21 protein-coding genes are annotated in these 20,416 nt (G+C 44.1%); 13 read left to right on the forward strand and 8 right to left on the reverse strand.

Going from position 1 to position 20,416, the window contains the following annotated elements:
• Positions 1-22: 22 nt before the first annotated feature.
• Positions 23-826, reverse strand: coding sequence for a class D beta-lactamase (blaOXA, locus tag MKY10_RS01290; protein ID WP_048654979.1), 804 nt, complete (start codon positions 824-826; stop codon positions 23-25).
• Positions 827-989: 163 nt separating this feature from the next.
• Here blaOXA and cypC point away from each other — a divergent pair, with 163 nt between their 5' ends.
• Positions 990-2,243, forward strand: coding sequence for a fatty-acid peroxygenase (gene cypC / locus MKY10_RS01295; protein ID WP_015252940.1), 1,254 nt, complete (start codon positions 990-992; stop codon positions 2,241-2,243).
• 40 nt (positions 2,244-2,283) lie between these two features.
• On the opposite strand, the gene MKY10_RS01300 is transcribed toward cypC, so the two are convergent.
• The gene (locus tag MKY10_RS01300; RefSeq protein WP_003234883.1) at positions 2,284-2,544 is read right to left on the reverse strand and encodes a hypothetical protein; all 261 of its coding nucleotides are present in this window, start codon (positions 2,542-2,544) and stop codon (positions 2,284-2,286) included.
• 267 nt (positions 2,545-2,811) lie between these two features.
• On the opposite strand from MKY10_RS01300, the gene MKY10_RS01305 reads away from it, so the two are divergent.
• Complete coding sequence (locus MKY10_RS01305) at positions 2,812-4,431, forward strand: APC family permease (RefSeq protein ID WP_003246447.1); 1,620 nt, start codon at positions 2,812-2,814, stop codon at positions 4,429-4,431.
• A 48-nt stretch (positions 4,432-4,479) separates the two neighbouring features.
• Here MKY10_RS01305 and MKY10_RS01310 read toward each other — a convergent pair whose 3' ends face one another.
• Together MKY10_RS01310 and glpT are read right to left on the reverse strand one after the other, a co-directional pair.
• Positions 4,480-5,361, reverse strand: coding sequence for a glycerophosphodiester phosphodiesterase (locus MKY10_RS01310; protein ID WP_015252939.1), 882 nt, complete (start codon positions 5,359-5,361; stop codon positions 4,480-4,482).
• A 98-nt stretch (positions 5,362-5,459) separates the two neighbouring features.
• The gene (gene glpT / locus MKY10_RS01315) at positions 5,460-6,794 is read right to left on the reverse strand and encodes a glycerol-3-phosphate transporter (protein ID WP_003246460.1); all 1,335 of its coding nucleotides are present in this window, start codon (positions 6,792-6,794) and stop codon (positions 5,460-5,462) included.
• A gap of 296 nt (positions 6,795-7,090) precedes the next feature.
• Between glpT and MKY10_RS01320 the strand changes: the two genes are divergently transcribed.
• The 3 genes from MKY10_RS01320 to MKY10_RS01330 all read left to right on the forward strand — a co-directional run bounded on the left by MKY10_RS01320 (position 7,091) and on the right by MKY10_RS01330 (position 9,595).
• Complete coding sequence (locus MKY10_RS01320) at positions 7,091-7,339, forward strand: YbeF family protein (RefSeq protein ID WP_003234879.1); 249 nt, start codon at positions 7,091-7,093, stop codon at positions 7,337-7,339.
• A gap of 91 nt (positions 7,340-7,430) precedes the next feature.
• Entirely contained in the window at positions 7,431-8,348 is a 918-nt protein-coding gene (locus tag MKY10_RS01325) for a helix-turn-helix domain-containing GNAT family N-acetyltransferase (protein WP_015252938.1), read from the forward strand.
• Positions 8,345-9,595 (forward strand): MFS transporter, encoded by a 1,251-nt coding sequence (locus tag MKY10_RS01330; RefSeq protein ID WP_029726948.1) that lies wholly within the window; start codon positions 8,345-8,347, stop codon positions 9,593-9,595. Before MKY10_RS01325 ends, MKY10_RS01330 begins: the two co-directional genes overlap by 4 nt.
• A gap of 34 nt (positions 9,596-9,629) precedes the next feature.
• On the opposite strand, the gene MKY10_RS01335 is transcribed toward MKY10_RS01330, so the two are convergent.
• From MKY10_RS01335 to MKY10_RS01350, 4 genes are all read right to left on the reverse strand, one after another.
• Positions 9,630-10,058: a hypothetical protein gene (locus MKY10_RS01335; RefSeq protein ID WP_029726949.1), complete on the reverse strand. Its 429-nt coding sequence runs from the start codon at positions 10,056-10,058 to the stop codon at positions 9,630-9,632.
• 64 nt (positions 10,059-10,122) lie between these two features.
• Positions 10,123-12,303, reverse strand: coding sequence for a glycoside hydrolase domain-containing protein (locus MKY10_RS01340; RefSeq protein WP_015252935.1), 2,181 nt, complete (start codon positions 12,301-12,303; stop codon positions 10,123-10,125).
• Positions 12,304-12,377: 74 nt separating this feature from the next.
• Positions 12,378-13,298, reverse strand: coding sequence for a DMT family transporter (locus MKY10_RS01345; protein WP_003234873.1), 921 nt, complete (start codon positions 13,296-13,298; stop codon positions 12,378-12,380).
• Positions 13,295-14,122: an AraC family transcriptional regulator gene (locus tag MKY10_RS01350; protein WP_048654980.1), complete on the reverse strand. Its 828-nt coding sequence runs from the start codon at positions 14,120-14,122 to the stop codon at positions 13,295-13,297. Before MKY10_RS01350 ends, MKY10_RS01345 begins: the two co-directional genes overlap by 4 nt.
• 215 nt (positions 14,123-14,337) lie before the next feature.
• Here MKY10_RS01350 and purT point away from each other — a divergent pair, with 215 nt between their 5' ends.
• The 8 genes from purT (at position 14,338) to MKY10_RS01390 (ending at position 20,334) form a co-directional block, all read left to right on the forward strand.
• A complete protein-coding gene (purT, locus tag MKY10_RS01355) occupies positions 14,338-15,507 on the forward strand; it encodes a phosphoribosylglycinamide formyltransferase 2 (RefSeq protein WP_256683523.1) in 1,170 nt (389 codons plus the stop codon).
• A 143-nt stretch (positions 15,508-15,650) separates the two neighbouring features.
• The gene (gene mpr, locus MKY10_RS01360) at positions 15,651-16,592 is read left to right on the forward strand and encodes an extracellular metalloprotease Mpr (protein WP_003246370.1); all 942 of its coding nucleotides are present in this window, start codon (positions 15,651-15,653) and stop codon (positions 16,590-16,592) included.
• On the forward strand, positions 16,555-16,953 hold the full coding sequence (locus MKY10_RS01365) for a YbfJ family protein (RefSeq protein ID WP_015252929.1): 399 nt from the start codon (positions 16,555-16,557) through the stop codon (positions 16,951-16,953). Before mpr ends, MKY10_RS01365 begins: the two co-directional genes overlap by 38 nt.
• A 165-nt stretch (positions 16,954-17,118) precedes the next feature.
• Complete coding sequence (gene cesB / locus MKY10_RS01370) at positions 17,119-18,009, forward strand: enantioselective carboxylesterase CesB (protein ID WP_015252928.1); 891 nt, start codon at positions 17,119-17,121, stop codon at positions 18,007-18,009.
• A gap of 195 nt (positions 18,010-18,204) precedes the next feature.
• Entirely contained in the window at positions 18,205-18,738 is a 534-nt protein-coding gene (gene pssA, locus MKY10_RS01375) for a CDP-diacylglycerol--serine O-phosphatidyltransferase (RefSeq protein ID WP_014475661.1), read from the forward strand.
• Positions 18,729-19,217 (forward strand): DedA family protein, encoded by a 489-nt coding sequence (locus MKY10_RS01380; RefSeq protein WP_003234861.1) that lies wholly within the window; start codon positions 18,729-18,731, stop codon positions 19,215-19,217. The genes pssA and MKY10_RS01380 overlap by 10 nt, the downstream gene beginning before the upstream one ends.
• The gene (locus MKY10_RS01385) at positions 19,210-20,001 is read left to right on the forward strand and encodes a phosphatidylserine decarboxylase (protein WP_003234858.1); all 792 of its coding nucleotides are present in this window, start codon (positions 19,210-19,212) and stop codon (positions 19,999-20,001) included. Before MKY10_RS01380 ends, MKY10_RS01385 begins: the two co-directional genes overlap by 8 nt.
• 54 nt (positions 20,002-20,055) lie before the next feature.
• Positions 20,056-20,334 (forward strand): hypothetical protein, encoded by a 279-nt coding sequence (locus MKY10_RS01390; RefSeq protein WP_021481898.1) that lies wholly within the window; start codon positions 20,056-20,058, stop codon positions 20,332-20,334.
• Positions 20,335-20,416 lie beyond the last annotated feature (82 nt).

A 20,416-nucleotide genomic window follows, 5' to 3' on the forward strand; every position in this document is an offset into this window, starting at 1 on the left:
CTGCCGTGCAGGGCTCTTTTATTTAGGATGTGATCAGGCCATACTTTTTCAGGATATCCACGGTGATGTTTTTGGCTTTTGTGCCGGAATCATCGACATTGGTGACAAAGACATAAGAGCCATGCTCTGTTTTGATGAATCCGACAAACCATCCTAATCCCATATCAGTCAGGCGGGTTCCGGTTTTCCCGTAGAGCGTGTAATGATTGCCTTCCTCTTGAATCATCATGCGCTTGACGGTTTTCATTACCGGCTTGTCAAATGGAAGCTCCTCTTTAGCCAGTTTCTCCAAAAAGGTTGCTTGTTCCAGCGGAGATATTGTAAGCGAGCTTTGCAGCCAAAACTGGTCGATTCCCCCGCTGATATCCTCGTTGCCGTAAGATAGTGTATGAAGCCATGTTTTCATTCTTTCCTCGCCGATATCTCTCGCTAATGCCTGATAATACCAGATTGCGGATTCGCGCATGGCCGAGCCAAGCGTATGGTCGCGGTTCCATGATTCGAATTCACGCTTGACCCCGTCCCATCGTTTAACATCGTATTCATCTCTTACAGCTTTGACCTGCAAACCGATTAAAGCGTTCACGACTTTAAAGGTGGATTGCGGAGTTTGTCTTTGATTTGCCCGTTTTCTGTTATAGACAAATGTCTGATCCTTTTGTAAATCGTGAAGAATGAAGGTTCCATCCGTATCCTTGAATTCATCATCGACATTCATTTTGCTGACATTCAAGTGTTTTTCATGAGCAGATGATGCTGCGTGGACGGAGAAGCCGCCGATCCCTGCAATACTCAGCACAAGCACAACATATATCCATTTTTTCATTTTGTTCTCCCCTTTAACTACCTTTTCTCTCTTTCGTTTGTTCTTCCTTTAAAAAATAATCAAAAAGCGCTTAAATTTAGTTTTGTAAACAAATACTGATACTGGGTTTATAGTCGGAAGATAACGTGAAAATAGAGGGTAAAAAGGAAGGCAGGGTAAGCGGATGAATGAGCAGATTCCACATGACAAAAGTCTCGATAACAGCCTGACACTGCTGAAGGAAGGGTATTTATTTATTAAAAACAGAACAGAGCGCTACAATTCAGATCTGTTTCAGGCCCGTTTGTTGGGAAAAAACTTTATTTGCATGACTGGCGCTGAGGCGGCGAAGGTGTTTTATGATACGGATCGATTCCAGCGGCAGAACGCTTTGCCTAAGCGGGTGCAGAAATCGCTGTTTGGTGTTAATGCGATTCAGGGAATGGATGGCAGCGCGCATATCCATCGGAAGATGCTTTTTCTGTCATTGATGACACCGCCGCATCAAAAACGTTTGGCTGAGTTGATGACAGAGGAGTGGAAAGCAGCAGTCACAAGATGGGAGAAGGCAGATGAGGTTGTGTTATTTGAAGAAGCAAAAGAAATCCTGTGCCGGGTAGCGTGCTATTGGGCAGGTGTTCCGTTGAAGGAAACGGAAGTCAAAGAGAGAGCGGATGACTTCATTGACATGGTCGACGCGTTCGGTGCTGTGGGACCGCGGCATTGGAAGGGAAGAAGAGCAAGGCCGCGTGCGGAAGAGTGGATTGAAGTCATGATTGAAGATGCTCGTGCCGGCTTGCTGAAAACGACTCCCGGAACAGCGCTGCATGAAATGGCTTTTCACACACAAGAAGATGGAAGCCAGCTGGATTCCCGCATGGCAGCCATTGAGCTGATTAATGTACTGCGGCCTATTGTCGCCATTTCTTACTTTCTGGTGTTTTCAGCTTTGGCGCTTCATGAGCATCCGAAGTATAAGGAATGGCTGCGGTCTGGAAACAGCCGGGAAAGAGAAATGTTTGTGCAGGAGGTCCGCAGATATTATCCGTTCGGCCCGTTTTTAGGGGCGCTTGTCAAAAAAGATTTTGTATGGAATAACTGTGAGTTTAAAAAGGGCACATCGGTGCTGCTTGATTTATATGGAACGAACCACGACCCTCGTCTATGGGATCATCCCAATGAATTCCGGCCGGAACGATTTGCGGAGCGGGAAGAAAATCTGTTTGATATGATTCCTCAAGGCGGGGGGCACGCCGAGAAAGGCCACCGCTGTCCAGGGGAAGGCATTACAATTGAAGTCATGAAAGCGAGCCTGGATTTACTAGTCCATCAGATTGAATACGATGTTCCGGAACAATCACTGCATTACAGTCTCGCCAGAATGCCGTCATTGCCTGAAAGCGGCTTCGTAATGAGCGGAATCAGACGAAAAAGGTAAATTAAAAAGCTCTCTTCCTTTATCGAAGAGAGCTTTTTGATTACTTCTTTTTTTCATCGTAGTATTGGACGGGATACATGGAGCCTTCTGATACCATTTTGTTGTCCTCGATATCTTGCGGGTCAGGGTGGCCGGCTTTATCAACTGGGAACGTTTCCATGTCTGGCTGTTTTGTTATTTTCATCTTCATGCTGTGAATGAATTCTCTTGCCTTTTGGCGATTTGACGGGTCTTTTAATAGATAAGAAGTGATGCCGACAGTTGAAACAGCGAGACCTGAAAGTAACAGCTTTTGTTTCATGGTGATACTCCTTTCTATTTTAAGAATAGTGTTTCCTGTATCATTCCCGTTTTGGAAATAGCTAAACCTATTGTGTTTTTATCACTGGGATTAACAGTAAATTCCATTTAAGAAGAAATTAGTGACTTCATTCCTGTATTGGAAGGTAATATACATTGACTTATTATCGTTTCAGTCAAAATTCGATAAATATTGACAAAGTAAAGTAATCAGAATAATAATATAATTAGCAAGAGAATGTCATCATACATGAAAGGTGTTTACGATATGAATCAATTGCATCGAAGAATGGGAACGTTTTCCCTCATGATGGTCGGGCTCGGGTCGATGATCGGTTCAGGCTGGCTGTTCGGGGCTTGGCGTGCTGCTCAAATAGCAGGACCAGCTGCTATTATTTCATGGGTTATTGGAATGGTCGTCATTTTATTTATTGCTCTTTCTTATAGTGAACTAGGTTCTATGTTCCCTGAAGCGGGGGGAATGGTAAAATATACGCAATATTCACACGGTTCGTTTATCGGTTTTATTGCGGGCTGGGCCAACTGGATTGCGATTGTGTCCGTCATTCCGGTTGAAGCGGTGGCCTCCGTTCAATATATGAGTTCTTGGCCATGGGAATGGGCGAAATGGACAAGCGGTTTGGTGAAGAATGGAACGCTGACTGGGGAAGGACTAGCATTTGCCTCTGTATTGCTTCTCATTTATTTTCTGCTGAACTACTGGACAGTCAATCTATTTTCGAAAGCGAATTCATTAATTACGATTTTTAAAATTATTATTCCGGGTCTTACGATTGGAGCTTTGCTGTTTGTCGGATTCCACGGAGAAAACTTTACTGGCGGTCAAAGCATTGCGCCGAATGGCTGGGCAAGTGTGCTGACGGCGGTTGCCACTTCAGGTATCGTTTTTGCGTTTAATGGTTTCCAAAGCCCGATTAATATGGCGGGTGAAGCAAAAAATCCGGGGAAATCAATTCCGATTGCGGTTGTCGGCTCCCTTTTCGTTGCGACAGTGATTTATGTCCTGCTGCAGATCGCCTTCATTGGAGCTGTGAATCCTTCTGATATTGCTCACGGCTGGAGCCATCTGAATTTTAATTCTCCTTTTGCTGATCTGGCGATTGCGCTGAATATTAACTGGCTTGTTATTGTGTTATATGCAGATGCATTTGTATCACCGTCTGGAACGGGGATTACGTATACGGCGACAACGTCCCGAATGATTTACGGAATGGAAAAAAACAAATACATGCCGAGTATATTCGGGAAGCTTCATCCGATTTACGGCGTTCCGCGACAAGCAATGTTCTTTAACTTGATTGTGTCGTTCATCTTTTTGTTCCTGTTCAGAGGGTGGGGCGTATTAGCGGAAATTATTTCCGTTGCTACGTTAATTTCTTATATCACCGGCCCGATCACAGTCATGACATTGAGACGGACGGGGAAAGACCTGTACAGGCCTCTTCGTTTAAAAGGCTTAAACGTGATTGCGCCGCTTGGATTTATCTTCGCGTCACTGGTGCTGTATTGGGCGCGCTGGCCGTTAACAGGGCAGGTTCTGTTTATTATCCTGATCGGTCTTCCGATTTATTTCTATTATCAGGCGAAGGCGAAATGGAAAGGGTTTGGCCGGAACTTTAAAGCCGGCGTCTGGATGGTGTTTTATCTGCTGGCCATGATGGTCATTTCTTATTTGGGCAGTGATAAATTCGGCGGCCTGAATGTCATTCATTATGGCTGGGATATGGTTCTGATTGCGATGGTATCACTTGTATTCTATGTGTGGGCGCTGAAGAGCGGCTACCAGACAGAATACTTAAAGGATGCGAAAGAGATAAATTCTCAGCTGCTTAATGGACAGTCAGAAGCTGCTGCCGGAAAAGAATAAAATGTAGAAGAAAACCTTGCGAACAGTTGTCGCAAGGTTTTTTTTCGTTTAATAACCCTGTTTTACTTTGTGGAAAAGATCAGGATAGTTGGTAAACACTCCTGTTACGCCCCAATCAAGCAGGCGATGCATATCTGCTTCATTATTGACAGTGTAAGGGTGAAGCAGGAGACCGTGGCTGCGGATCATACGGACGTTTTCTTGATTTAAAGCTTTATAATCCGGGCCCGCACCGACAGCGTATGTTTTGATTTCTTCCAGGGCAGCATCTGTCATTGACGCCATTTGTTTGGCTTCCAGCAATTGAACGGTCGACAGGTTTGGCTGTAATTGATGGACTTTTATCAGGCTTTCTTTGCTGAACGATTGAATGATCACCTGGCCTGGCTTAGAATGTTTCCCCAGTAATTTATGTTTCTGCAAAGAAGCGATCAGTTTTTCTTCCATACCTGGGTAGGTGTCAGGCGATTTTGTTTCAATGTAGTAGTTCGCGTGCTTTCCGAAACGGTCTAATACCTCTTCTAATGTAGGAACTTTAAGGCCGACGTACTGCGGCTTTGCTTTTTCCGGATAGGCTTCATTAAACCAAGAACCGGCGTCAAGCTTCTTAATGTCTGCGAGCGTATGGTCTTTCACCCAGCCCGTTCCGTTTGTGGTACGGTCCAGTTTTTCATCGTGCATGACAATCAATTTCCCGTCTTTTGTCATTTGCAGATCTAATTCAATATAATCTGCTTTCATTTTCTGAGCGGTTTCGTAAGACAGAATCGTGTGCTCAGGCACATATCCAGAAGCCCCTCTGTGCGCGACGGTCAGGATACGGTCAGGTGACAGCAGGTTTCCTTTTGACGCTGCCGACACTGGCGTTACCATAAATGAGAGTAAGCCCAGCGACAGAACAAACAAGGCCAGTATTCTATTTTTTCTCATGATTTTTCCTCCTTATAGATAAGCACTACCTGTCTTTCATATTAAAAAACGGATGTAAACGGCGTGTTGGAAAACTATTAATCTTTTATGTGTCTTTCTTAAACATGCTCTGCCCGTTTTCCTGTATTCCACGTCAAAGCCAAGAAGACGATGGCAAGAATGCAGGAAGAGATCAGCATGATAAAGCCGCCGTTCCAATTAAAGCGGTCAACGACAAAGCCCATAATGGCATTTGCGAAAGCGGATCCGCCGATGTATCCGAAAAATCCGGTCAAACCGGCTGCAGTTCCGGCTGCTTTTTTCGGTGCAAGATCAATTGCTTGAAGGCCGATCAGCATAACAGGTCCGTAGATTAAGAAGCCAATGCTGATCAGGGCGATATTGTCCACGAGCGGATTGCCGGCCGGATTCAGCCAGTACACCAATACGGCAATGAAAACACCCGCCATAAACAAAACGCCTGCCGGTGCCCGGCGGCTTTTGAAGAATCGGTCACTGATCCAGCCGCACAAGATCGTTCCCGGTATGCCTGCGTATTCGTAAAGAAAATACGACCAGCGTGAGTCTTCAGGAGAAAAGCCTTTGGCTTCTGTTAAGTAAGTAGGCGCCCAGTCAACCACGCCGTATCGCACGAAATAAACAAATACATTGGCAAAAGCGATGTACCAAAGAAATTTGTTGTTCAGCACATATTGAAAAAGAATTTCTTTTGTTGTTAATTCTTTTTCCTGATTTTTAAAAGCGTGTTTTGGATAGTCATTCCGATACTCTTCAATTGGCGGGAGTCCGCAGGATTGAGGCGTATCACGAACCAATAAAACAATTAAAAATGAAATGATAATGGCGATGATGGCAGGGAAGAAAAACACGCTTTTCCAAGTGACGAACATCGCGATCCCAAGAGTGACAAGCGGAGCAAGAATACCGCCGCCTATGTTATGGGCGACATTCCAGATCGACATTTTTGTGCCGCGTTCACTTATGGAGAACCAATGGGCCATCGTCCTGCCGCATGGCGGCCAGCCCATTCCTTGAAACCATCCGTTGATAAACATAAAAATAAACATGATGGTGACGCTCGAAGTCACCCAAGGCATTGAAACGAATAGAATATTAACGATTGCTGATAAAAATAGGCCTGTCGCCAGAAAATATCTCGGATTACAGCGGTCAGACACCATTCCCATGATGAATTTGCTGAAGCCGTACGCAATGGACACAGCGGCCAGCACCAAACCCAGTTCTGTTTTCGAAAATCCCTGTTCCTGCAGATAAGGAATGGCAAAGGCAAAGTTTTTCCGCAGCAGGTAGTAGCCTGCGTAGCCAATGAAAATACCAATGAATACTTGCAGTCTGAGCCGTTTGTATGCCGCATCCATCTTTGAATCATCCAGTCTCTCAATATGAGGAGCCGGTTTAAATATATTAAGCATTAATAATTATCCCCCTTTGCTGTTTGTGCTGGATGTGTGGCGTGCCTCCTTTCACGAAAAACAAAAAGAGCCAGAAAACACCCCTTGTCAAAAGGGGTTGGATTCCTGGCTCTCCTCATCTCCATCCAAGCTATTAACTTATCATGATAGCGCTTTCTTAAATTATCATAGTCCGGAGCGAATGTAAACGGGTAATTTTCAAATTGGGCCTTAGGGAAGTGAATATTATCCTTTTACTAAATGCAATTATATTTTTTTACTAGTAACATAAAAATCTGGAGGGAGGCTGTTTAAAGATGGATGAATTAGATATCGCATTCTTTATTTTACCGTTAGGAATTATGCTGCTATCGATTGTCGGGACCTGTATTTGTAAAAACCCGTATCTGATGCCAATGCTTAGTTTGGTGATTTCTCTTGTGCTCACCTTTACCATTTTTAATCAATCATTTTTGGGATGGGCTGTTGTCTATAGCTTGGTTTCTCTGGCTTTATCCTATATCACATTGATTGTGGTAAGGAAAAGGAAGGAATCAGGAAATTAAAAAGACCTCACTTTCTAACATATCGTTGACTAAAGCAACTATATGTGATTATAATTGCTTTAGTCAACGATATTAGAAAGTGGGGATTGATTTGAAAACAAGAGAATCATCTGTCGGGTTAAAATTCAGAAAGTTCAATCGATTTTATACAAACGTCCTTGGTTTCCTTAATGAGCACATTTACGACAGCCCGTTTTCCTTAACAGAAACACGGATTTTATTTGAGATTTATAATACGCCTAATTGTACGGCAAAAGCCCTTCAGGATAAGCTGGGGCTTGACCGGGGATATGTCAGCAGGATTGTGAAGCAGTTTGAAAAAGAAGATTTGATTTATAAACAGAGGAGCAAAGATGACGCCCGCCACCATTACATTTTTGTCACAGAAACAGGAAAAACGATTTATAAAAAGCTGGAGGAGAAAGCCAACGAACAAGTAGAACTGATGCTGAAGGAAATCAACCAAAAGGAGCAGCACAAGCTTGCCGAGGCGATGGCAGAGATTGAAGCGATCCTTTCACAGTCGCTTTCTGCCAGAGCATCAGAGATATCGATTAGAGATTATTTTCTTTCGGAGGATCTTCAACTCCTTATTGAGAAACAAAGACAATTTTACGCGGAGGCTCACGGTTGGGATGACACGTTTTTAGCTTATCTTCAGGAGACATTTGACGCTGACATCGAAAAAATATGGATTGCGGAAAGCGGCGGGAAATTTGCCGGCTCTGTCGGGTTGGTCAAGCACGATGAAAAGACAGTCCAGCTCAGATGGTTTCTGGTTGATGCGGATTTTCGGGGCAGGGGGCTTGGCACGCAATTGCTGGAGCATCTGGTTGCATACTGCCAAGACATGAAGTTTGACCGCATTTTCCTTTGGACGGTGAGCACGATGGCTGAGGCTCGTCCGCTCTATAAAAAATTTGGATTCAGGATAAGTGAAGTAAAACAAGAAGCGCCATTATGGGGACAGCAGCTGACAGAAGAACGGTGGGATTTGGAGCTGTCATGAAAAGACTGCATTATGCGTGGATCATCGTCTCCGTCACCTTTTTGATCTTATTGGCGGTTCAGGGGGTGCGGCTGTCGTTTGGTGCGTTTGTGGAGCCGTGGGAACGGCAGTTTTCAATCGATAGAAGCACCATCTCGCTGATTTCGACGGTGAGTTTTATTGTTTATGGCATATCACAGCCTGTGATCGGTCGGCTTGTGGACAAATGGGGTGCCCGGGCTGTTTTGGCATGGAGTGCGTTACTGACAGGAGTCAGCATTTTCTTAACATACCTTGTGACTTCGCCTTGGCAGCTGTTTTTGCTTTATGGGCTGGGTGTCTCGCTTGGAGTGGGAGGAGCGTCGAATGTGGCGGCAAGTGTATTGGTCGTCAATTGGTTCAGCAAAAAGCGGGGACTAGCCTTTGGGATCATGGAAGCAGGCTTTGGCGCGGGGCAAATGCTTCTCGTTCCCGGCTCACTCATGTTAATCCATTGGTTTAGCTGGAAGCTGACGGTTGTGGTGTTGGGACTGCTGTTAATCGTGATTGTCTTTCCGGCTGCGCTGCTGATGCTTCGGAACAATCCTTCAGAAAAGAATACAGAGCCGATAGGCGGACTGGCTGCATCAGAAAAAGAAACAGCACCCAAAACAACAGCTCTTTCAGTGGCCGGGATGTTTCGTATGAGGCAATTCTGGTTCTTGATTTTTCCGTTTTTGATCTGTGGTTTTACGACCGTGGGGCTGATGGATACCCATTTGATTCCGTTTTCTCATGATCATGGCTTTTCAACGACAGTCACGAGTGCTGCTGTCAGTCTGCTGGCAGGCTTTAATATTGCTGGCATCTTGCTGTCCGGAATTGTAGCGGATCGGTGGAGCAGCCGGAAAATCCTGTGCTTTTTATATGCGGTGCGGGCGCTGTCGATCGTGATTCTTATTTACAGCCACGAGCCCTACTTGCTTTTAACCTTTGCGATTCTGTTTGGATTAGTGGATTTTGCAACGGTAGCACCGACTCAAATGCTCGCCACCCAGTACTTTCAAAACTACTCGATCGGCCTCATGATTGGCTGGCTGTCACTCGCCCATCAGATCGGATCGGCACTAGGTGCGTATGTGCCCGGCGTCATCTATACGGTAACGGGTGAGTATACACTGGCTTTTTATTTGTCGATTGGAATGCTCGTGCTTGCGAGCGTAATGAATGTGATGCTGAGGGAGCCTGCGGCGGTCACGCGTGACAGTGCGTCTGTGGTAGACAAGTGATGAGGACAAAGGGAAAGCATCTCTGATTTCGAGATTATTCAAAGATGCTTTTTTTGTATTTTTGTTCTAATACGAAGTCGATCATACCGACTATGCGGGCGTTTTCGGATTTTTGTTTGAAGCGTTCTGAAATTTGAACTTTTCTTGAAAATGGGTAAACACCAAATACCCATATTAGGCCAATTAACACAAAAAACATTTGTACACCCATTTCTATTAAATCATTATAATGAGAACTGAAAAAATAAATATATAACGTTATTAATGTTACTGTAAATACGATTTTGACAGTGTGTTTGAATGTGAGCTGTGGTTCAATTAAACACAATTTCATTTGGTTAAGTGTGAAAGAGTCTTGTTTCATTAGGTACGAAAGTAAATCATTATCGTTTTGACTGATAGGGTACAAGTCAGTTTCTATTTTTTTTGTGATCTCCTGATATTTATGTATATTACTTTTCATACAGTATCCCCCCTTTTTTAAGAAGAACTCCATGAATCCCTACAGGACTCATGGAGAAACAATATTATTTAAAAAGTGCTAAAAATGTACGGAAGAGTACTGCAGCAGCTCCCATTTCAGGACCTACCGTTAATACTAATGCACCAATACCAGCAACAATTAAGATACCTGTACCTACCACAAGCATGTTGTTGACAATAGTATCCCAATCTGGTGAGTATACTTCCTCAGTATCTGGTAAAGTAAAGTGCTTCTGTTTTATTTTAAACGTAATCGTAGTCGTTAGTCCAGTTGTGATATTGTCACCGACTGGAATATCAGGTGTATAGATTTTAATTTGAATATTTAAAGATTCAGCTGTTGGATTTACATAAACCTCCAAATAACCGTTGCGTACTGATAAGCTCAGACTATTTAAAAGGTTTTGATAAGAGTCGATTTGTGACGCAGTGAGAGACGTTTGAGTGTCGCCCAATAAACCCGTGATATAGGCACCTGGTTTACCATTTGTAATGGTAATTGTGTTTGGTGAACCTTCACTTGGTATGGTTGCCAGAAGTGAAGTTGATAGAATAATATCCAACTCAGGTGATGTGAAAATGGTTTCTGTCGTATCAAATTCAAACATCGCGTTTGCCAAACTTGTTAGATTTTCTAAAGCCGGAATGGTAGATAAAATGTCTGTCAGTGTACGCAGCCTTGCATCATATACCGGATCAGACGGCGGATTTACATTGCTTGCACCTGAGTCTCTTCCTGAAAATCCGTCTTTATCAATCCCGATGCTTCCAGAACCGCTTCCGATGGTTCCTTCATAAAATTGATCAAAGGCCCAGTTGTTTGGCATCGGATAGCCGAGATTGCCGCTAAATCCTGTTGACATATTTGCCACAAAACTATACTTTGTCAGTCCTGCTTCAGATGTACGGATACAAATGTTTCTTGGTCCGTAAACCCCTATTTCATACTTAGGTGCGGTTGAAAATGTCTGCATTTTTGTAAATGCTGACTTAATCTCTTGGAAATAAGGAATGATTTTATCGGTCACTTCATAATCGTATGCATCAAAATCGACAGCGAAATAAATGGTCGTGCCTGACGGAAAACCTAATCTTCTAGCAGCAGAAGCGGCACTATATGCATCTCTTGTGCCTTGGTCTTTGACAAAATAAGAAGATTCATAGCCGCCGTCTTGATAAATTGGGAAAACCTTCAATCCGGCATCAAGAATAACTGCAAGCTCTTTAGATGTCAGGGCTTTAGATGTGAGGCCGCTGCTTGTCCGCACATTTCCGGTCAAATATCTGCCAACCGTTTTATAACCGTTATTCCGCAGTGTTTGAGCTTTTTCTGCGGTTATAATTGTAGCAGTGTCACAAGCAGAAGCGGCGCGAGTTGTGTCTCCTGAGCTTGATAATAAAGCTTTAATGGTTGGCATATCTGCATAACCTGTTTGCGGCAGGCACATGAACTCTTGAAATGCTTTAACAGCTGAAACAACACCCACACCATATTTGCCGTCAAACTCACCAGGATCGAACGATTTTCCGTTACAATAGAGGGCGTACTGAACAATTAAGACAAATCCTGTTCTTGAATCGCCGGGAGTTAAAGTAGGGCACAAACTTGTGGTGCCGTTTCCGAAAAATCCATTGGCAACACTTGTGCTCATGCCTTCTTCTTTTTGCAGGGCATAAATAAGAGCTTTATTTGTATCGCGGCCATACAGTCCGTCACAAGGCATTAACCCGATATAGTCATTGTAGTCTCGATTTAAGTTTTGTTGAATCTGGCGAATTCTTGAATCACCCCCAGACACCAGCTTAAAAGCGCTCATGTCTAATAAGGCTTTCATAATTAACGTGGTGACAATCCCATCCTGTGTTGTCAGTCCGGCAGCTTTTTGAAATTCTTTTACCGCATTTTCTGTTTTTTCGTAAAAGACGCCTGTAAAACCGCCGGGATTAAAGCCTTTACACCATAAAGCCCCTTGTAAAATAAAATTCATGTTGCTTGGTTTTGAATCTGGAGCTTGGCGTTTAAGAGGCTTAAATAAGCGCTGTGTTGTCGGCCCGAAGTTATCGGCTGGCTCTGAGATACCCAATTCAATTTGAAGCGCCCGAGTCAGACCGTAGATCGTATCCCACCCAGTTTTCCCGCTTTCTTCAACTGGGTTATACCCATGTTTGCCGCTGTACGTATCGTTCAGCCATTGCTGTGTGATTAAGACCATTTCATCAACCATTTCGATTCCTCCTTTGTTAGATTGCGTTCATTTATAGGTGGCAAACGTAGGACAAAATAAAAAAATGGATGCCGTTAAGCATCCATTTTACATCCGTTCTCCAACAGCTTCGCTTTCGGTTTCAGCTCTGAAATGTAGAGGCCTAAAAGTGTAAGCGCGCCTCCTAGAAGAGCGATCCATGTCATGTTTTCGTGCAGAATCAGGACAGAAGCGGCGATCGTGATAACCGGGACCATGTAAATATACGCACTGGATTTGACGGCTCCGAGCACTCCAACTGAATAATTCCAAGTGGCGAAGCACAGGGCAGAAGCGCCAATCCCTAAGAAAAGCATGTTGAGTATATTTGAAGCAGATGAAAATCGGCTTAGGTCAAAATGGAAGTCGAACAAAAATAAAGCGGGAACCATAAACAATAAACCATACAAAAATACTCTCTGTGTCAGCTCGATGATGTGGTATTCGTAGGCGCTTAATTTTTTCATGAATATCGAGTATCCGCCAAACACGAGAGCAGCCCCGGCTGCCATGATGTCTCCGAGCGGATTTAGACGCAGTACCACATTGCCGTTAAACGTAATCAATAAAAGCCCGATCAGTGCCGAGATAAATCCAATCAAAAAAGTCAGACGCAATTTTTCGCCTTCGAGCAGAAAATGGGCCAAAACCGCAGTGATCATCGGTATAATGGACACGATCATGCCGACATTGGAGGCGTATGTATAGGTGAGAGCTATATTTTCTAATAGAAAGTATAAGGTTACGCCAAATAAACCAGCTCCGGCAAACAACAGCTCCTGCCGCCAATTTCTGAACGGAATCATGTTGGGACGGACGAGGATAAGAGCGATAAAGCCCATCAAAAACCGATAAAATAATATTTCCATTGGAGAGAAGTCAGCCAGCAGAACTTTTGTCGAAATAAAGGTCGTCCCCCAAATCAGAATGGTCACAATGGCTGCGATATGCCCCGAAGTTTCTCTTTGTATGTTCATCTGTGAAGCTCCTTTTCAAAAATCTTCATGTATTGCTTCGGCGTCAGCCCCACCTGCCGTTTAAAAAACTTCGTCATATGACTCTGATCGCTGAATCCTGTCTGAAATGCCGCATCAATCGGCCTTACCCCTTGTTCAAGGAGTTTTTTGGCTTGATTAATCCGGATTGTTTCCATGTAGCTATTAGGGGTAATGCCTTTTTGTTTTGTAAATGAACGCAATAAATGATACTTGCTCCAGCCTGTTAATTCACTCAAATCATTGAGTGTAACATTTTCGGCATAATGCTCTTCTAAAAATTCACAAACCATTTTGACTTCGTCTGATGGTTCTGGAACGCTGCTAAGGAACGTGACATCTGAATAATGGCGGATCAGCTCCTCTAATAGATGAAGAAACAGCTCCTCCTTACGCAAAGCTTGTTTTTCCTCGGATATCAAAATATGCAATTCCTGCAGGCTGGCTGTCAGCTCATGGCGGAATAACACATGCTGGGAGAAATAAGGGAGATGCCCGGAGCCAGTAATCTCTTTCACCGCCTTCTCCATGATATCCGGCATGACATTGATACACCAATAATCAAGCGTCCGGCCGTCAATCTGTTCACAGCTATGCGTGTCACGGGGGTTAAAGAGGAGAAGATCACCTGGATTGATGATATATTCTTGATCCTGACAGGCCAGATACCGTTGCCCTTTTTCAATAAATCCAATCACATAATAATCGTGAAAGTGGTTCGGGAACTTCTGCATAATTCCCTTGAAGCGGTAGGCTTCTATATGAAGGTGTGGGTCAAGCTGCAGTGTGCGGGTTTCGTTTTGCATGGGATGCCTCCTGTCGGTGTGGTGGTCTTGGATTAAGTGTAGCATGATTTTGGGGGATTTCTTGTATGATGTTGCTGTTTAGGAATAGAGAAAGCAGACCGTTATTTGTCTGCTTTCGTTTAAGAATTTAAAAGATTTTAACCCTCAATAATAATTTTATCTTTTTTAATAAAAATTTATTTTTCAAATATTTCAGTTATAATGGTTTGGAACAGATAGGAGGGGCAAAGATGTATCAATCAAAGAAGGTTTTATTGTTAGGTTCAGGTGAATTAGGTAAAGAGGTAGTGATTGAAGCCCAGCGTCTTGGGGTACAGACGGTGGCAGTTGACAGTTACGAGCATGCTCCGGCGATGCAGGTCGCGCATAACAGTTATGTCGTTGATATGCTGGACCCAGAGCAGATCAGAACCATCATTGAGAAAGAAAATCCGGATTTGATTGTGCCTGAGGTTGAGGCGATTGCGACGGATGAATTGCTGAAGCTTGAAGAGGAAGGATTTCACGTTATCCCGAATGCCCGTGCGGCCAAGCTGACGATGGATCGGGAAGGCATCAGACGACTTGCGGCGGAAACGCTTGGACTTGCGACAGCTGGCTATGAATTTGCGAATACATATGATGAATTTATACAAGCGGCAGCTCAGATCGGTTTTCCTTGTGTCGTTAAACCATTGATGAGTTCTTCTGGAAAAGGCCAAAGTGTGTGCCGCTCTGAAGCGGATTTAGAGAGCTGCTGGGAGACGGCGATGGAAGGCGGACGGGTGAAAAACGGCCGCGTGATCGTTGAGGAGTTTATCCCTTTCGAATCAGAAATCACACTCTTAACCGTACGTGCGGTTAACGGTACGGCATTTTGTGAGCCGATCGGTCATGTGCAAAAGGACGGGGATTATATCGAATCGTGGCAGCCGCATGATATGACAGAGCAGCAAATAGAAGAAGCGAAGCATATTGCGAAAACGATCACGGATGAGCTTGGCGGATACGGCCTGTTTGGTGTTGAGCTGTTCCTTGCGAAAGATAGGGTATATTTCAGTGAGGTATCTCCTCGTCCGCATGATACGGGTCTTGTCACGCTGGTGACGCAAAATTTGTCAGAATTTGCGCTGCATGTCCGGGCGATTCTCGGCTTTCCGATTACAGAAATCACACAGCTTTCTCCTGGCGCCAGCAGGCCCCTCAAAGCGCCGGAAGAATTAGCGGATTACACTGTTGAAGGATTGGAAAACGCACTGGCAGTCCCAAAGACTCAAGTGCGCGTCTTTGGAAAGCCGATAACAAAAGCCGGACGTCGTATGGCAGTTGCGCTTTCTGCTGCTGATTCAGTTGAAACGGCAAGAGAGAATGCAAAGAAAGCGTTGGACCAGCTAATTTTAAAATAGAGTTTGAACAGGTCTTGTCATGGGACAAGGCCTGTTTTTTTCTTTCTCCGTAAAAGTTTTATCATAAGAATCAGAAACCTGATTATAATGTAAAAGTCTTCCATCGATACGGGTGGTTGACACTAAAGGAGGGAGATGACAAAATGAAATTAGTTCCAAGATTCAGAAAACAATGGTTCGCTTACTTAACGGTTTTGTGTTTGGCTTTGGCAGCAGCGGTTTCTTTTGGCGTACCGGCAAAAGCGGCAGAGAACCCGCAAACTTCTGTATCGAATACCGGTAAAGAAGCTGATGCTACGAAAAACCAAACGTCAAAAGCAGATCAGGTTTCCGCCCCTTATGAGGGAACCGGAAAAACAAGTAAATCGTTATACGGCGGCCAAACGGAACTGGAAAAAAACATTCAAACCTTACAGCCTTCGAGCATTATCGGAACTGATGAACGCACCAGAATCTCCAGCACGACATCTTTTCCATATAGAGCAACCGTTCAACTGTCAATCAAGTATCCCAACACTTCAAGCACTTATGGATGTACCGGATTTTTAGTCAATCCAAATACAGTCGTCACGGCTGGACATTGTGTGTACAGCCAGGATCATGGATGGGCTTCGACGATAACCGCCGCGCCGGGCCGCAATGGTTCGTCATATCCGTACGGTACTTATTCAGGCACGATGTTTTACTCCGTCAAAGGATGGACGGAAAGCAAAGACACCAACTATGATTACGGAGCTATTAAATTAAACGGTTCTCCTGGAAACACGGTTGGCTGGTACGGCTACCGGACCACAAACAGCAGCAGTCCCGTGGGCCTTTCCTCGTCAGTGACAGGATTCCCGTGTGACAAAACCTTTGGCACGATGTGGTCTGATACAAAGCCGATTCGCTCCGCTGAAACGTATAAGCTGACCTATACAACCGATACGTACGGCTGCCAAAGCGGCTCGCCTGTTTATCGAAACTACAGTGATACAGGGCAGACAGCGATTGCCATTCACACGAACGGAGGATCGTCATATAACTTGGGAACAAGGGTGACGAACGATGTATTCAACAATATTCAATATTGGGCAAATCAATAAATACAGCAAACTAGCCATATTCATGTCTATTTTGTTTTTATGCGGATGCAGTTCGCAGACGCATTCTTCTCAAAAAGAAATGACTATTCCTGTCACTCTTCATGTGGAGGATGCTAAGGGGCTGCCGGTCGCAGGGGTTCAAGTGACGATTGTCAAAGCGCCCTCTTCAGATGAGGAGCCGAGTACAGAGATTGGCGAGATACTTGGTAAAACAGACAAAAACGGAGATATCAAATGGGATACCGGCAGAAAAGGCGATTACTCAGTCGCGTTGACGAAGGGTGAAACATCAGTAACCCATCAGATCTCGTTAACAGAGGATAAAAAAGATCATGCCATTCCATTAGTCTTCAAAGAATAGCAGTTTCCTTGATTTTAAGGGAACTGCCTTTTTTATTTATTGCAGGAAACCAAACTATATACTGGAAATTTATTATGTGAGATAATAAGAAATAGGTATTTTTTCTTACGAGACAAAAGGGGCGTTATCCTTTATATCAATCAAACCCGGAGGAAAAAGAAGAAGATGATACAAGATTCAATGCAGTTTGCCGCGGTTGAAAGTGGTCTGCGCTTTTACCAGGCATATGATCAAAGCCTTTCTTTGTGGCCGATTGAGTCGGAAGCATTCTATGTTTCTACTCGTTTTGGAAAAACACATATCATTGCAAGTGGGCCAAAGGACGCACCTTCGCTCATTTTGCTTCACGGAGGCCTTTTCAGCTCTGCGATGTGGTATCCGAATATCGCAGCGTGGAGCAGTCAATTTCGTACATATGCGGTCGATATAATAGGAGACAAAAATAAAAGTATACCATCAGCAGCCATGGAAACGAGAGCTGATTTTGCAGAATGGATGAAAGATGTCTTTGATTCTCTTGGACTTGAGACGGCACACCTGGCCGGCCTTTCGCTTGGCGGGTCCCATATCGTGAATTTCTTACTCCGCGCGCCTGAAAGAGTAGAGCGGGCGGTTGTTATGAGTCCCGCTGAAGCGTTTATTTCATTTCATCCGGATGTCTATAAATACGCTGCAGAGCTTACAGGGGAAAAAGGAGCTGAATCATATATCAAGTGGATCACAGGCGACAGTTATGATCTGCATCCTTTACTGCAAAGACAAATTGTGGCGGGCGTGGAATGGCAGGATGAGCAAAGGAGCCTGAAGCCGACAGAAAACGGCTTTCCGTACGTGTTCACAGACCAGGAATTGAAATCGATACAAGTCCCGGTACTGCTGATGTTCGGTGAGCACGAGGTCATGTACCATCAGCAAATGGCCTTTGAGCGGGCTTCGGTATTGGTGCCGGGAATTCAGGCTGAAATCGTAAAGAACGCCGGACATCTGTTATCTCTGGAGCAGCCAGAGTACGTCAATCAACGCGTCTTGTCCTTTTTATGCGGGGGGATAAAATAGTAAGGAACATGAAAAGATTGGCATTCATTTTTCAAAAGGTAACAAATGTTGTATAATAATAGAATTTGAATGCTGCTTTTTTTGGGAGCATTCTATGTTATCATGCTTATTGGAGAAAAATTTTTCCTGTAACGCTATTCGATCACTATCGTCAAATAATATAGATGGTTTTACAATTGGAGGTTTGGTTACACTGTGAATTACATCCCCTGTATGATTACGATAGGAAACTTCATTTGCGGATTGCTGGCGATTCATTCCTTGCTATATCACAACATTCATTCAGCAGTGCTTTTTATTTTTACAGGCATGTTCCTTGATTTCTTTGACGGGATGGCTGCTCGTAAGCTGAATGCCGTTTCTGATATGGGGAAAGAACTGGATTCGTTTGCCGATCTGGTTACGTTTGGGGTGGCTCCTTCTATGCTTGCTTACAGTGTCGCGTTGTATACCCTGCCATTTATCGGGATCTTATGCGCATTGACGTACAGCATTTGCGGAATGCTTCGCCTCTCTAAATTTAACATTGAACAAAGCAAGCTCCCGACATTTATCGGTATGCCGATTCCGTTTGCGGGCATGTGTCTCGTTATTCTAAGCTTCACCTATAACCCGATCCTTCTGGCAATCGGCACTTGCGGACTTTCATATTTAATGGTGAGTAAAATAAAATTCCCTCATTTTAAAAAACATGCGGCAGAAAACCTGGAGTCCGGGAGATGGAATTAGTTCAGCAGCTCATAGCGGATTACGGTTATCTCGCTATTTTTTTGATGTTGGTATTAGGGATTGTAGGATTGCCGATTCCAGATGAAGTAATGATGACCGTTGTTGGCTATTTCACGCATACCGATGTGTTGAATTATGAGCTTTCGATATTGATCAGTTTTGTCGGGGCTTTGTTAGGTATGCTGATCAGCTACATGATTGGCAGAAAAGCCGGACGCCCGTTTATCGACAAGTACGGCAAGTGGGTCGGCTTAAAAGAAAAGAGAATGATGAAAGTGGAAAAATGGATGAAGAAATACGGTCCATATTCTCTTATTTTAGGTTATTTTATTCCCGGCGTCAGACATGTGACGTGCTACTTTTCGGGGATCGGCAAAATGGATCTGAAAACGTATGTTGCGTTTGCGGCAATCGGCGCCTTTTTATGGTGCTTTGTTTTTATTACAATCGGAAGGGTTATAGGGATTATTCATGTTTAATACGGCTGTAAAGATTCTGTATCGATCATTGATAGAGCTGACGAATCATCGTCTGTCATCCTATCTGATTAAAGGATTTTGCGAGTCAAAAATCAGCAAACCGGTCATTCCGCTTTTCTCAAAACATTTTCGGCTGAATTGGGATGATGTGGACGGTACGGCTGCTGATTACGGATCGCTGTCTGAATTGTTTATTCGACAAATAAATCTGGAGCGGCGCCCTGTGTCAAAAGAGGCGCATGCGGTGGTCAGCCCTGTTGACGGTGTGGTTCAGACGGTAGGAATCATCAACCCGAATCAAACCTTTACGGTGAAGGGAAAAGATTACTCATTCGCTGAACTGACCGGCTGTAAAAGCGCAGACCATCAATACAACGGCGGATACTTCGTCGTGCTGTATTTAAGCCCGAGGCATTATCACCGTTTCCATTCTCCGATCAGCTGCAGGTATCAAAAGCTGGCCGAGCTCGGAAATCGCTCATACCCGGTAAATCAATTAGGCTTAAAATACGGGAAAGATGTGCTGTCGAAAAATTACCGATTTGTGTACGAGCTGAATAGTGGCAGCCGAAATGTCCTGATGATTCCTGTCGGCGCGATGAATATTAATTCTATCGTGCAGACGAGCACGCGTGCTGAATTGGAGATCGGCGAAGAGCTGGGATACTTTTCATTTGGCTCAACCGTCATTTTGATTTTTGAAAAAGACGCGTTCCAGCCGTCCGCCCATTTAGCAGAAGGCCAAGAAGTCCAAGTCGGAGAACTGATAGGTTACGAAGAATAAAAAGAGGAGCTTGCATAAACGCAGCGCCTCTTTTTTTGAAGAAAGGTGAGATTCATGGAGAAACAAATCATCAGCTGGATTACAGATTATCAGAACACCGGAGATGAAGCCGTCCTGCGGCAAGTGCGAGAAGTGTGCTGGCCGATCGTTGAAGCGGTTTTGCAAGAGAAGGCAATAGATGATGAACAAGCGAACAATTTGCGCGAAAAAGGAATCGAGCGGTTTCCATTCATCATCAGCAAATACCAAGCGGATGTGCAGCTTCCGGTTGAGACATTTTTACGAAATACGTATCGGTTTTACTTTCATCAGGTGATGAGAGAATCCAGCTAAAGCTTCTTTCAACAGAGAAGCTTTTTTTGTTGGCAGGAAAAGGAAACTTTTTCTGTATCTATCTCGTAATGACTAGAGAACC

Origin of the sequence: Bacillus sp. FSL P4-0290, from assembly GCF_037975435.1 — a bacterium.
Lineage (GTDB): Bacteria > Bacillota > Bacilli > Bacillales > Bacillaceae > Bacillus > Bacillus subtilis.